Origin of the sequence: Xanthovirga aplysinae, assembly GCF_009711365.1 — a bacterium.
Taxonomy (GTDB): domain Bacteria; phylum Bacteroidota; class Bacteroidia; order Cytophagales; family Cyclobacteriaceae; genus Xanthovirga; species Xanthovirga aplysinae.
The window spans coordinates 1-14,265 of the sequence record NZ_SMMB01001247.1 but is presented as its reverse complement, the minus strand read 5'-3'; the positions used below and the strand labels follow the sequence as shown (position 1 = coordinate 14,265).

The 14,265-nt window shown below is 37.0% G+C and carries 13 protein-coding genes; 4 read left to right on the top strand and 9 right to left on the bottom strand.

Annotated elements, in window-relative coordinates; translation table 11 throughout:
- The coding region (locus tag E1171_RS19015) for a VOC family protein (protein WP_222931544.1) at positions 1-373 on the top strand (373 nt) is incomplete at its 5' end.
- Positions 374-524: 151 nt separating this feature from the next.
- On the opposite strand, the gene nspC is transcribed toward E1171_RS19015, so the two are convergent.
- Entirely contained in the window at positions 525-1,661 is a 1,137-nt protein-coding gene (gene nspC, locus E1171_RS19010) for a carboxynorspermidine decarboxylase (protein WP_155207641.1), read from the bottom strand.
- Positions 1,662-1,758: 97 nt separating this feature from the next.
- Positions 1,759-2,952, bottom strand: a complete 1,194-nt coding sequence (locus E1171_RS19005) for a saccharopine dehydrogenase family protein (RefSeq protein ID WP_155207640.1) — start codon at positions 2,950-2,952, stop codon at positions 1,759-1,761.
- A gap of 398 nt (positions 2,953-3,350) precedes the next feature.
- Here E1171_RS19005 and E1171_RS19000 point away from each other — a divergent pair, with 398 nt between their 5' ends.
- The 3 genes from E1171_RS19000 (at position 3,351) to E1171_RS18990 (ending at position 6,272) form a co-directional block, all read left to right on the top strand.
- Complete coding sequence (locus tag E1171_RS19000; RefSeq protein ID WP_155207639.1) at positions 3,351-4,355, top strand: NAD-dependent epimerase/dehydratase family protein; 1,005 nt, start codon at positions 3,351-3,353, stop codon at positions 4,353-4,355.
- Positions 4,356-4,620: 265 nt separating this feature from the next.
- Positions 4,621-5,646 (top strand): glycosyltransferase family 2 protein, encoded by a 1,026-nt coding sequence (locus tag E1171_RS18995; protein ID WP_155207638.1) that lies wholly within the window; start codon positions 4,621-4,623, stop codon positions 5,644-5,646.
- 137 nt (positions 5,647-5,783) lie between these two features.
- The gene (locus E1171_RS18990) at positions 5,784-6,272 is read left to right on the top strand and encodes a 3'-5' exonuclease (RefSeq protein WP_155207637.1); all 489 of its coding nucleotides are present in this window, start codon (positions 5,784-5,786) and stop codon (positions 6,270-6,272) included.
- A gap of 4 nt (positions 6,273-6,276) precedes the next feature.
- Here the strand turns inward: E1171_RS18990 and E1171_RS18985 are convergent, their stop codons facing one another.
- The 7 genes from E1171_RS18985 to E1171_RS18960 form a co-directional block, all read right to left on the bottom strand.
- Positions 6,277-6,570: a hypothetical protein gene (locus tag E1171_RS18985; protein ID WP_155207636.1), complete on the bottom strand. Its 294-nt coding sequence runs from the start codon at positions 6,568-6,570 to the stop codon at positions 6,277-6,279.
- 70 nt (positions 6,571-6,640) lie between these two features.
- Positions 6,641-6,766: a hypothetical protein gene (locus tag E1171_RS24670; RefSeq protein WP_281347220.1), complete on the bottom strand. Its 126-nt coding sequence runs from the start codon at positions 6,764-6,766 to the stop codon at positions 6,641-6,643.
- A gap of 1,070 nt (positions 6,767-7,836) precedes the next feature.
- A complete protein-coding gene (locus E1171_RS18980; protein ID WP_155207635.1) occupies positions 7,837-9,114 on the bottom strand; it encodes an ATP-binding cassette domain-containing protein in 1,278 nt (425 codons plus the stop codon).
- Positions 9,115-9,535: 421 nt separating this feature from the next.
- On the bottom strand, positions 9,536-11,794 hold the full coding sequence (locus tag E1171_RS18975; RefSeq protein WP_155207634.1) for a xanthine dehydrogenase family protein molybdopterin-binding subunit: 2,259 nt from the start codon (positions 11,792-11,794) through the stop codon (positions 9,536-9,538).
- On the bottom strand, positions 11,791-12,261 hold the full coding sequence (locus tag E1171_RS18970) for a (2Fe-2S)-binding protein (protein WP_155207633.1): 471 nt from the start codon (positions 12,259-12,261) through the stop codon (positions 11,791-11,793). The genes E1171_RS18975 and E1171_RS18970 overlap by 4 nt, the downstream gene beginning before the upstream one ends.
- Before the next feature lie 30 nt (positions 12,262-12,291).
- Positions 12,292-12,933 (bottom strand): nucleotidyltransferase family protein, encoded by a 642-nt coding sequence (locus tag E1171_RS18965; protein WP_155207632.1) that lies wholly within the window; start codon positions 12,931-12,933, stop codon positions 12,292-12,294.
- 11 nt (positions 12,934-12,944) lie between these two features.
- The gene (locus tag E1171_RS18960; RefSeq protein ID WP_155207631.1) at positions 12,945-14,102 is read right to left on the bottom strand and encodes an XdhC family protein; all 1,158 of its coding nucleotides are present in this window, start codon (positions 14,100-14,102) and stop codon (positions 12,945-12,947) included.
- Positions 14,103-14,265 lie beyond the last annotated feature (163 nt).

The window sequence follows — 14,265 nt, the reverse complement described above, 5'->3', positions numbered from 1 at the left end:
AACAAAAGAAAAAGCTTTACAAGGAATTGATACCATAATCATGCGGGTGAAAGACATTGGACAATCAAAAACCTGGTATGAAAAAAAATTAGAATTAAAAACAATTTGGGAGGATATGGAAGCAAAACTCGTGGTTTTGGACACGGGAGGTCCAACAAGTTTGACCCTTTGGCAAACCAGCGAACCCATTAATCAAAATAAGGGCACGGCTTCTTATCCTATTTTTAGAACACAAGATGCTAAAGTAGCTCGTGCAGCTTTAACTGAAAAGGGAGTCCAGGCCGATGAAGTGACAAAAGATGGAGTGATTACCTTTTTCAATTTTTACGATCCGGATGGAAATATACTAGAAGCTTGTCAGGTGCATGAATAGAAACCTCAATTTATTTTGATCAAGATTCCAGTTCAAGAAAATTAATTGTATTTAATAATCCAATTAGCCGATAATCTACAATAAAATATCACACTGCTAATAGAGAAAACTGGAGAAAAATAAATTTCTCCAGTTTAAAATTTCCTACCTCTTAGGATAACCTACCTTTAAAGTCATGGTAAGAAAATTCCCTCACTAATTTAAATTGTTGGTTTTCTGTCCAAATTCCTATGGAAGGATGTTTAACCCCATTGAAAGTAGTAGTTTTTACCATAGTGTAGTGGATCATATCTTTAAAAAGGATAGAATCTCCAACTTTTAATGCTCTTCCAAAATCATATTCTTCCATAAAATCGCCCGAAAGACAACTTATACCCCCTAAACGATAAAGGTGTTCACTATTTTCATGGGGTTCTTTTGCTCCTTCAATACTAGGCCTATAAGGCATTTCTAAAGTGTCAGGCATGTGAGCCGTAAAAGAAACATCTAGAATGGCTGTTTTCACTTTTTTGTTTTCCACAATATCCAAAACACGGGCCTTAAGAATGCCCGTTTCCCAGGCAATAGCACTTCCTGGTTCCAGAATAACCCTAACTTGATATTTTTCTTGAAAAGCCTTTAATAGCTGAATCAAATGATCCGTATCGTAATCTTTCCTAGTCATTAAATGACCTCCCCCCATGTTTACCCACTTCACCTGATGCAGGTAGCTTCCAAATCGCTCTTCTAAACCCCTAAGTGCTTTTTCCAAACCATAGGAGTCAGACTCGCAAAGCACATGAAAATGAAGCCCTTCAACTCCTTTGGGTAAAATGGAGGGAAATTTCTCTTTTGTAATCCCTAGTCGTGAACCAGGGGAACAGGGATTATAAAGATCTGTATCCACATCGGAATACTCTGGATTTACCCGAAGGCCGCAACTAATAGGGTGAGCAGACGTTTGAGTGAAGGGGTAAAATTGTTCGTATTGCCCAATGGAATTAAATACGATATGGCTGCTATAACTCATCAATTCTTCAAATTCCTCCGGTAAATAGGCTGGGGAATAGACATGAGCCAAACATTCCATTTCCTCAAAACACAGCTTGGCTTCATGTAAGGAACTGGCAGTAGCCCCTTTCAGGTATTCCTTCACCAAAGGAAAAGCACTCCACATGGCAAAACCTTTGAATGCCAAAATAATATCAACTCCTGCTTCCTCCTGCACCTTGGAAATCAATTCAAGGTTTCTTCTCAACAAAGCCTCATCCAGCACAAAACAAGGGGAGGGAATTTGATCGTAATCCATGAAAAAGAGTTAAAAGTTAAGAATTAAAAATTGGAAATATTGTCAGCATATAATCACTACTTTCCAAAATCTCCAATTCTTAATTCCTAATTAATTATTAAACTTCAATATCTATATTGGATTCCTCATGCCAAGGCAAACCATATTCACCCAGTTTTTCTAAGAAAGGATCAGGGTTAAATTCTTCCACATTAAATACCCCTGGTTTTTTCCATTGGCCAGTCAACAACATCTTTGCACCTAACATAGCTGGCACACCTGTCGTATAAGAAACACCTTGAGCTCCAGTTTCATCAAACGCCTTTTGGTGACTACAATTGTTCCAAATGTAATAGGTTTTTTCCTTTCCATTTTTTATTCCTCTAATTCTGCAACCTATAGAGGTCTCTCCTGTATAATTCTCACCTAAATCACCTGGATTAGGAAGCACTTCCTTTAGGAACTCCAGAGGAATCATATCCACGCCCTTATATTTAACAGAGTCAATGCGGGACATTCCAATATTCTGAATCACACGTAAATGAGTAAGGTACTCATCTCCAAAGGTCATCCAAAAACGTGCCCGTTTTATCGTTGGGAAATTCTTAACCAAAGATTCTAATTCCTCATGATATAAAAGATAAGAGCTTCGGCTACCAATATTTGGATAATTCAACTCCTTCCTAAATTCAAAAGGTTCTGTTTCTACCCACTGTCCATTTTCCCAATACTTTCCTTTTTGGGTAATTTCACGGATGTTGATCTCTGGATTAAAGTTCGTGGCAAATGCTTTTCCATGGTCACCACCATTGCAATCTACAATATCCAGGTAGTGAATTTCATCGAAATGATGTTTGGCAGCGTGAGAAGTAAATATGCTAGTTACACCGGGATCAAATCCACACCCCAAAATGGCGGTTAAATCTTTCTCCTTAAATCTATCTTGATAAGCCCACTGCCATTTGTATTCAAATTTGGCTTCATCTCTTGGCTCATAATTAGCTGTATCCAAGTAATGCACTCCTGTTTCTAAACAGGCATCCATGATCGTTAAATCTTGATATGGGAGGGCTACATTAATCACCAATTCAGGTTTGAATTGATTAATAAGCTCCACCAATTCCGGTACATTATCCGCATCTACTTGTGCGGTTTCCACCCTACCTTGCCCAACTTCACGAGCAATTACATCACATTTTGATTTAGTACGACTTGCAAGCATTATGCTTGAAAATACTTCAGGAACAGATACACATTTTTGAGTAACTACTCGTCCTACACCTCCTGCACCGATAATCAGTACTTTAGCCATATGTTTTTATTCTTTAAAATGTTTTTTTGAAGTATGAATACTAGAAAACAACCTTTCGACTATCGCAAGGCTTTGCAACAGAGGGACAAATGTAGAAAAAAAGTCAGAATCCCAGATAAGGTGCAATTTATTTTTTTTATTGGGCCGTTTCCCGCGCCAAAAAATGATTTCGTAATTTGATTAGTCTTTCTTTCGAGTAAATATGACTTTTCATTTAATTTCTAATTCTCAGCACTTTTTTAAATGCCCCACTTTTCCTTTTTTGTTTTTAATCCAAGCCATTTGCTCTGTCTGCTTTATTCCGGTATATTCATGCCCCAACAAATAGAAGCAGGGGACTCCAGAGGTTTTTAATCTATTGTCCCAGAAAAGAAAATTATGGAAAATAGGGATAAAGTATGAAAAGGTCATTAGTTACGGGCGGGGCCGGATTTATTGGAACTCATGTGGTAAATCATCTTCTAAAAATGGATCATGAGGTAGTAGTACTAGATGACCTGAGTGGGGGATTCAGAAGTAATGTACCCAAAGAGGCAATTTTTGTAGAAGATTCCATAATAGATGCCAGATTAGTCTCGAAGCTTTTTACAAGATATCAATTTGACTATGTGTATCACCTGGCTGCCTATGCAGCAGAAGGTTTAAGCCATTTTATTAGGAACTTCAACTACCAAAATAATTTAATAGGTAGTGTAAACCTGATCAACGAGTCTGTTAAACACAATATCAAGTGCTTTGTCTTTACTTCTTCCATTGCCGTCTATGGCACCAATACCTTGCCAATGCGGGAAGCCATCACACCTCAACCGGAGGATCCTTACGGGATTGCCAAATATGCTATTGAGCTGGATTTAAAATCCGCCCATGATATGTTTGGCTTGAATCACATCATTTTCAGACCTCACAATGTTTATGGAACCTTTCAAAACATCGGCGATCGCTACAGAAATGTGATCGGAATTTTCATGAATCAATTATTACAAAATAAACCATTGACCATTTTTGGAGATGGGAAACAAACCCGTGCTTTCAGTTACATAGATGATGTTGCCCCTTATATCGCTCAATCTGTCCAAACTGATAGTGCCTATAATCAGGTATTTAACATTGGTGGGGATCAGCAATATACCATCGAAGAGCTGGCAATAGCTACCATGGAAGCTATGAGCAAAGAAGGTAGACTTCAGTATGTAGAAGCCCGAAATGAAGTAATGCATGCCTATGCCGATCACAGTAAAATAAAGGAAGTTTTCAACCTTCAGGAAGAAACTTTCACCCCCTTAAATACAGGACTGGCTCAGATGGCTGAATGGGTAAAAAAAGTAGGAAGTCGAAAAACCTCTCGTTTTGATTCCATTGAAATTACCGAAAAACTTCCTGAAGTGTGGTTTCAAGAAGATTAATTATAATCATTACTTAATCAGAAGTAAGATTCTCAAAGTTGAAACCCCGGGATTCCAATTAAATACTACAACAAAAGTCAATTAACGTCAAAGCGATGATATCATTCATAATTAAGGTTTATGACTGTAATTATTGAAGCCATTCACCCAAAACCATAACTGATTCAGAAGGATTTTTTAAATTCCATTTTGATAAAACAAGAGAATACCAAAGATTTGCGAATCAAATATTGATTTTTTAAAGAACCCTAATTTTTTCTCCTTAATGATCCAAACTACAGAATCTACGCCCTTAGTATCTATAATAATGGCCGTGAAAGATACGGCACCTTTTTTACCTGCTTGTTTAAATTCTATCCTGGCCCAAAGTTATCCCCATTGGGAGTTAATAGCTGTAAATGATCATTCCAGCGATGGTACCTCGGAAATCCTGAAGGATTATGCAAAAAAAGATCAACGCATACGGGTGTTCAATAGCAAGCGACACAAGCTCATTCCCACTTTAAAGGAAGGTTACAAAGAATGCCGTGGAACACTTATAAATCGCATGGATTCCGATGATAAAATGCCGCATTACAAATTGGAATTATTAGTAAACGAATGGCAGAAATATGGAAAAGGAACCATCATTGCTGGAGGAACAGAACATTTTGTAGACGAAGGGGAAGTAGGTGACGGTTTTCGCCGCTATGAACGTTGGTTAAATGATGTAGCAAAGCGAAGTGTTCACTATGAAGAAATATACCAGGAGTGTGTTATTCCATCCCATTGTTGGATCATCCATAAAGAAGATTTCGACCGTGCTGGAGCTTTTGAACCTGAGGTGTACCCAGAAGATTACGATCTCTGTTTTCGATTTTACCGGGAAGGACTTAAAGTAGTTGGAATAGACAGCGTCTTACATTATTGGCGGGACCGATCCAACCGTATCTCCCGAACCTGGGAGGAATACAAAGATAATCGGTACTTCGACCTTAAAATACGTTATTTCTATGAAATGGACCGCAATTCACAAAGGCCCCTGGTACTTTGGGGAGCGGGACGTAACGGTAAGGACATGGCTAAACTCCTTAAAAAATACAAGGAAGAAATACATTGGGTATGTGATAATCCAAATAAAATAGGAAGAGATGTATACGGTATTAAAATGGAAGATTTCAATATTATCCCTGACCTGGAAAATCCGCAAATTATAATTGTGGTCACTTCTCCGGAGGCAAAAATTAAAATTAGAGAACAATTAAAAATGTGGGGGAAGCAACCAAAAGAAGATTTTTGGTTTTTTGCTTAATTTTTTAACTACACTTTGAATTTGAGAAAAGATATAATTAGATTATTTTTTTGGCCTTCGAATTGAAACATCTGAAAAATTAAGGTTCTTTGAAGGAATATAATCAAAAGATATTTCTGTTGTTTTTTTACTAGAAGATGAATTTTACCGCTATAGACTTTGAAACAGCCACTGGGGCTAGAAATAGTGCCTGTGCTGTGGGAATAGTAACCGTTGAAAACAGTCAAATCACTGATAAATATTATACATTGATCCAACCTCCTGAAAATGCATATTTCTGGAGAAACATTAATGTACATGGTATCACTCCTAAAGAAACAGAGGATGCCCCAATTTTTCCGGATATATATTTCGAAATCAAAAAAAGATTAGAAGGGAGAATTATTGTAGCACATAACGAAGCTTTCGATCGGGGAGTGCTCTCTCATACCATGTCTTATTATTCCCTAGATTATGACGAGCTCTTATTATCTCCTAGATGGGAATGTACTCTGAAGATTTACCGTCAAAAGGGTTACAAACCTGCCAACCTGGCTACCTGTTGTCAGAGAAATAATATTGCTTTGAATCACCACGAAGCCTTATCAGATGCTGAAGCCTGTGCCAAACTTTATCTATTAAAATAAAAGCTCAGGAAGGCTTTTTCAAAACTTTTTTAGAAGACTTTTCAATTCTTCTATTCCATTTTTTAGCCAGATAGTAGAAAGAGAGTATGCTTCCAATGGTCAAAAATATAGTGGAGAGTATTCCATATGCCGGTAAACCATCAGCGGAATAAGTTATTCCACTTTTTTCATCAAAATATCTCCCCTCGGAATTATAGGAATAATGCAGTCTACATAACCATTCAAAAAGAAAGAGGTTACCTATTAAAAGGAATAATAGTATGATTAAATATTCTATAAAATTGAATACTTTTTTCATTTGAAAAGATTCACAGAAGAACAGATAGATTCCATGGTGTCTTAGAAAATAGTCATTTTCCCTTACCACTTTAAAGAAGCTTATGACCTTCTTTGGCGAAAAATTCTCCACTTCCTGACAAGTAAGCCTTAATTATCCTATTCTCTTCCTCTACTATTTCTTTATTAATTTTCGCTTCTTGATTATAAATTCTCATGCCAAATTGATTCCCTTAGGCTTATAATTCATTTCACCCATATTGGAAGTTATAAACAAGATTTTATTCCCCACATTATCAATGTCAAATGTGAATGTAGGGATTAAAATTATAAATCATTTATTCATTTTAAAATTCCGGTGATTTTATCCGCCTACTAAACATTAGAAACCAAAAAGTACCTGTAGAGATGCTATTCTTATTTCAAATGGTTTAAATACATAAATTCCTGAAATAAAAATAAGGATAAAAATTGCCTGTGGGAATAACTGACAGAAACCAACTCCTGAAGAGTCTGAAATATATAAATGGGTATGGATTAATTTTAAAAGTGAACTAAGTACTAAAGTTTTAAAAGTTAAGGTTTTTTGATTTACAAAGTTGACCTTCAGAAAAGTTATCTAGTAATTTATCCCTGGTCATTTTTAGAATTCGGGGTAATGAATAATTTCTCCTAACTATATTTAGGAAAAAAATAATTCCTCTTCCCCATTTTACCTCCTAAAAACTTCTATCCTCTTTATCCATTATCCCATTTAGATCCTAGTTTATACAATCCTTTAGAGGATTATTTTAATTAATAAGAGAATGAAAATAATAGATATCCAAATGGTGAAGAGTAACCAAGTATTCCTATTCTTTTTTGCAGGCACTTTTTTTAATTTCATAGATTCAATTTTTGATAGATTAACAATGGAAACGAAATATTATATTACCTATAATATTTAACTATTTCAATATAAAATTGTGTTTTGTTAGCTTTTAATTTATTAATAAATGTGCCATTTTCACTACCTTTTAGTTGTTTTAAAAGGCTTTTTTTGTTAATATTTTATGCCTGTTAATTTGCGATTAGAAAAAAGTGGAGACTCATGAGAGAATAATGGAAGGTGGAAATATTTTTCTCAAACTTTTAAACAATGGTGCCCTTTCATCTGCGAATAAAAGATCCATTGGTTAAACACAAAAATGTTCGGCCCAAACATAAGCTATAAAACAACTATTTTCCAAATCAGGACGGGAACCTTTGAAAAACACCAAGTTTGGAACCCTAGAATTCTCTAAGGTACTTACATTTCATTTATTAAATTTTTCCTATGATCATGAGCCCTTCCCGTTGATCCATAACCACCAGGAATCAACTCGTAAGTGAATTCTGGCTTTAGCTTTGGCTCTGACCGATGAGAAACATAAATTATGGAAGTTGCACTTTCCTTGGCTATTTTATTGATCAGAGCCACTACCATAGAGGCATGATAATCGTCTAATCCTGTAGAGGGTTCATCTAATATCAGGAGGGGCGGATGTTTTACCATGGCACGAATAATCATAGTCACACATTGGTGTCCCTTTGAGAGTTTAACAAAAGGCTGACTTTTTAAATGAGAAAAGCCACATAACTCTATCCATTGGTTAGCCAATTGTTTTTGAAAGGTGGAAGGCCTTTGATAAAGTCCAATAGAATCCATAAATCCGGAAATCACCATTTGCTTTAAGGTGTGCCTGCCACGAAAAAGCTGAGTCATAGAAGGAGTAAAATAGCCTATGTTTTTCTTGACTTCCCACACACTTTCGCCACTTCCTTTCTTTCTACTAAATAACATCAAATCCTGTCCGTAAGCTTTTGGGTTATCACCTGTTAAAAGTGAAAGTAGAGTAGTTTTTCCTGAGCCATTGGGGCCTATTAAGTGCCAAAATTCCCCGTTTTTCACTTCCCAATTAATCCCTCTGACTATTTGACGGTCTTCGTATTTTACTGAAACATTGGTAAATTTTATCAAAGGGTTTGGGATTTCCTCGCATGCATTTTCAGGAGAAGGAATAATACCTTTGAAGAAAAAATTCTCTTCTCCTGCACCTTGTTGAAGAAATTTTTCTCTACTACCGAAAAAAGTTATTTCGTCATTCTTTATCTGGATCACCTCATTAATAAAGGGAAGCATATCACTCTTTCGCTTCAAAACCTGGATGATCGACAACCGTTCAGCCAAATCTTTTAGGTTTTGTTTTAATTCTTCCTGAGATTGCTTATCCAAATTATCAAAAGGACTGTCTAGGATAATAAAATCAGGATTCTTGGCTAATAAGTACTCTAATAAAGCTTTCTTTTGTTCTCCACTAGAATAAGTTCGGATACCTCGAATTTCTTTTTCTGTTAATTCAAAGATTTCATGACGACTTTCTTCTTCAATTAGTTGATCCAATATAGCATTGGAAAATAATTCCCCTTTTTTATCAATCAATTCAGGAAAATATTCTTCTAACACCCTTCTTGAAATCTCATGAGAAAATCTTCTGCTATCAAAAAGGTCAGTGGTATAAATTGCCCAATGCTTATTTTTTACCAAACCTAAATTATTTAAGGTTAAAAAATTAGACGTTAGCACTGCAGTTTAAAGAAAAATCCACAGTTGAAAAAATTTGGCTAGGATTTCATTTTCTATCCTCCCCTCTTAAGCTCTTTAGTTTGTAATTTATTTTTCTAAATAAATTATTTATTGTACAAAAGGTGAAGTTCTAAACTGTATTCAACCTATTCTAGAATGAAGGGTCATGTAGTGGAATTAATCCATTTTAGAATGAAATCCATTAAATAAACCAAAACTTCCCCCCTTTTTTATACTTATTTGTATAATAACTAAGATCAAATGACTTCATTGCAAATTCATAAAAGAATTATCAAACCTTTCCAAAAATATCCCTATAAATGAACAAAGCACCGTTTTCAGGCGGTGCTTTAAATTCCTAGAAAAATTAATCATTCACACACTACACTTTTTGAATAGGCAATTCTCTTATTCTCTTTCCTGTCGCTTTGTAAATGGCGTTACATAGGGCAGCAGAGAAAGGGGGTACGGGTGGCTCTCCCACTCCTGTAGGGCTTTCCTCACTATCCACCAAATGCACATAAATATTTTCAGGGGCATCAGCTATTCTAGCTACTTGATAATCATTGAAATTATTCTGTTGAACCCTTCCCTTTTTAAAACTGATAGCACTTTTGAGGGTTGCACTGGAAGCAAAGATAGCTCCCCCCTCAAATTGAGATATAACACGATCTCTGTTAATTACTTTGCCGCAATCCACAGCATAATGGACCTCAGGAATTGTCATTTTCCCATTTTCAAATTTTACTTCCACTACACATGCAACGTATGTTAAGAAATTACGATGTGCTACTATTACCTGGCCTTGTCCTTTTGGCAGTGATTTTCCCCAATTAGATTTATCTGCTACCAATTCAATAACCTTTCGGTGTCTACTGGTATCCCAAGGGTAGGCAGAAAGGGGCTCACCATAATTACTGAATTTGCTAACCAACTTGTCAAAATTTATTTTCCGATCCGACCCTAAGAGGTCCAAAAGGTTTTTTACAGGATCCATTTTTCGAGCCACTGCTACTTCGTCGAGCATGGAACCCACGGCAAAGGCTTGCTGTATATTGGCAACAGAACGCAACCAACCGACTCTCGTTTTAGTTTCAGCTTTATTGGTCTCACAACGAATATTGGAAATATCGTAAGGAAAATCGACAAACCCCATACCTATTTCACCAGCAGAAGGTTCAATCACCGATTTATCAGCTGTTCCTCCAATACTTGGGTATAATGAACGATGATTCCAGGCCGTAACTTTATTATCTTTATCCAAGGCCACTCTAACGTGTTGGACACTGCAGGCATGGTAAAAGTCATTTTTTATATCATCTTCTCTGGTCCATATTAATTTTATTGGAAGACCACTTTCCTTAGAAATTTTAGCGGCCTCTACGGAAAATTCGGGTTTGGACTTTCTTCCGAATCCTCCACCTAACAAAGTAACATTTACGGTAACGTTTTGCTCCTCAATTCCCAAAGCTTTGGCAACCGAAGAACGAACCCATTGAGGATGCTGAGTAGGAGAAAATATTTCACATTTTCCTTCCTTAAAATGGGCAACCGCATTAGGAGGTTCCATTGGAGCATGGGACAAATGAGGCAAAACATAGGAAGCTTCCAATTTTCGACTAGCAGTTTCAAAAGCCTTGTCCACATCACCCTGCTCTCTTCTGCTATTGCCTTTTTTCCGAGCCAATTGCTTTAGCTCTTTGATATAAATATCTGTATCATAATCAGCATTAACCCCATCGTCCCAATCAATTTCTAAAGCCTCTCTGCCTTTCATTGCTGACCAAGTGTTATCTGCCACCACAACCACTCCTCCCAAGGGGTGATCAAAACCAGTTGGAAACCCTGGAGACTCCAAAATCAGAACTTTAACTACCCCAGGCACCTTCATTGTTTTTTCAGCATTATGAGATTTTACTTTTCCACCTGCTACAGGAGGTCTGGCAATTAATGCCACTTTGATCCCATCAATATGAGTGTCCATTCCATAGTGCGCCTTCCCCGTCACCATATCCTCAAGATCGACAATAGGAGTACTTTTGCCAATTAATTTAAGGTCACTATTTTCTTTTAATTTAACCTGGTCTTCTTTTGGCACCTCTAGCTTGGAAGCTTCAGCAGCCAGTTCTCCATAGCTTAAAGTTTTTCCAGAAGACTTATTCACCACCTCATGATTATTTGCCCTACATTCGGCCACATCTACTTTCCAAATATTAGCCGCCGCTTGCTCTAACATCATTCGGGCAGAAGCACCAGCTTTTCGCATAGGCATATAAAACATGCGAACAGTAAAAGATCCATCAGTATTTTGATCCCCATACTTTTTATCCCCCACTGCCTGTACTACATTTACGCGCTTCCAATCTGCCTCCAGTTCATCTGCTAAAATCAAAGGAAGAGCGGTCCTCACTCCCTGTCCCATTTCAGAACGATGGGCAATGATATTGATATCACCCATTTCATTAATAGTCAGAAAAACATTGGGCTCAAAGGAAGCTTTTTCTCTTTCTTCTTCTTTCTGAGGCCTGGAGCAGCTGATATGCATTCCCAAAATAAGGCCCGACATGCTCACGGTGCTAGTTTTAAGGAAACTCCTTCGGTCGATTTTGGTAATTCCAGATTTGAGTTTTTCCGTTTTCATCCCATCCCTCCTTTCTCTGCCGCCATTTGAATAGCCTCTTTAATTCTGGTGTAGGTTCCGCAACGACAAATGTTTCCAGCCATGGCTTTGGTAATTTCTTCATCGCTAGGGTTGGGGTTATCATTCAAAAAAGCTGCAGCATTCATAATTTGTCCTGATTGACAATAACCGCATTGAGGGACATTTACCTCCATCCAGGCTTTTTGCAGAGGGTGATCGCCATTTTCAGATAACCCTTCAATGGTCGTGATTTTTTTCCCTTCCACAGAGCCTACAGGGGTAATACAAGAACGTATAGCCCTACCATCCATATGAACGGTGCATGCACCACACAAAGCTTTCCCACAACCAAATTTAGTTCCATTGAGCATCAGAATATCTCTTATTGCCCAAAGTAAGGGCATATCTTCCGCTACACCTTTTATGGTCCTGCTTGCCCCATTAATGTTTACTTCTATATCTGCCATTTTAATGAATGATTTATAAACAAATTATTACTATGGTTTTAAGCTATTGGTAGAATCAGGATACTCTTCTTTATTGCAAAAATTTTCATAATCTAATAGGGTATCCAGATCAAATTCACCTCCTGGGAAACGAATGGGAAAGACTTGACTATTATTTTCTCTTAGAAAGGTCTGAGCTCCCTTTTTATCATTAAGTTTTTTTAGTTGATCAAAATAATCTCTATGAAAAAGAGCAGGAACGCCAAATGTGTCTTGATAGGTGGAGGCCACCAACTTATGACCTAGTTGGACATGAGCATAAATGAGTTGGTTAAGATGAAAAGAATTCAGGTAAGGCTGATCACAAACGCAAATGATTACGGCCTGCAAATTTTGATGTATATGTTGTAACTTTTTCAATCCAAACTTCAAAGAGCTTCCTATACCTAGTTTCCAATTTTCATGTACCACTTTATTAACCCCTAAATCATTAATTTGAGATTTATGAAGAGATGCCTTGGCTCCCAACACCACCAAGGTATCATGTACATTGGAGTTTTGGATCGTTTTTATGGTTTTCCGGATTAACGACTCCCCATTAATATCCAATAATTGTTTAGATTGACCCATCCGGCTAGAATTTCCAGCGGCTAATAATAAGGAAGAAATATGAGGGCTATTCCCGTTTTCCATGATTTAATCAGCTAAGCCTTTCTAAAAGTAAGGTCGTTCATTTGGTTTCTTTGGTGAATTGGTCCCTTTTTATTGCGAAGGAAACCTCCTGATCGGTGAGAAAATTTTGCTAGAATTTCAGTGATAATGGATAGGGCAATTTCATCAGGTGTACTAGCTCCTATATCCAAACCTATAGGGCTATGAATCAGGTTTTGTTGCTCTTCAGAAAATGTGATACCTTTTTCCTCAAGTTCCTGAAAAATTTTATCTGTCCTTTTCCGAGGCCCCAATATTCCAATATACCCGGCCTGGGTTGGCAAAATTTGTTTCAATACTTCTTTATCATATTTATAGTTGTGGGACATCAATACTACTGCCGTATATGGAGTGACAAAAAAATTTTTCCTGACATAACTCCTCTTGCATAAGATAATCTGATCAGCTGAGGGAAAATTTATGGGTGCAAGGTGTGCGATACATTCATCACTGATGCTAACTTTCCATCCTAAAGATTTCGCATATTCCGTTAAAGGTTTTGCATCAAAGCCGGCCCCAAAAATCATTAGTTGAATAGGGGGCAAAACTATTTCAAAAAAAACTTCTATATTCCCTTGAGGAAAGTAATAAGGTTTCAGTTGAGGTTTTCTACTAATTTTAACTTGTTTGATATCTTCTTCCAAGGCTTCCTGTAACTTGTAGGAACAATGGGCACTATTCAATTCCTGATCGGGATTTAACAATAACCTTTCTCCTATCCGAACCAAATAAGGATTGTCAGACCTGAAAACTGTAGCGAGTACTCCATGGCTTTTAAATTCCAAAAGTGATTTTAGTAAGCTAATCTGATTAATTTCCCTATTGGTATCTATTGGTTCAATTAATACTTCAATTACTCCATTACACCCCAAAGCCAAGCCCACCTCCGTGTTTGATTCTTCTCTAGTATCGTAAGTGATAATTTCGGCTTTCCCATTGAGCATTACCTTTCGAGCCCTTCGCAAAGCATCTCCTTCCAAACACCCCCCACTAATTGATCCCACCCATCGGCCATCATCGACAATCATCATCCGTGCTCCCGCTTGCCGATAAGAAGACCCTATAACCTTCACTACTGTGGCCAAAGCCAATTGGTGTTTATCTAAATCAAGGCTATCATAAAGTTCAACAATGTTTTGAATCTCTTTCATTTTGGTGATTTTTGTAGAAGTACGTCGGAAAGGATTTCTGAAAAGCTACCCAGATTTAAGACTAAATCATTTAAGATTTAATTCTATTTTTAAATCATGATTGAAAAAACCCTAAATAAGATTAAATTTGATTTAAAGCACCTGGATTGGTTGGTTTCTATCC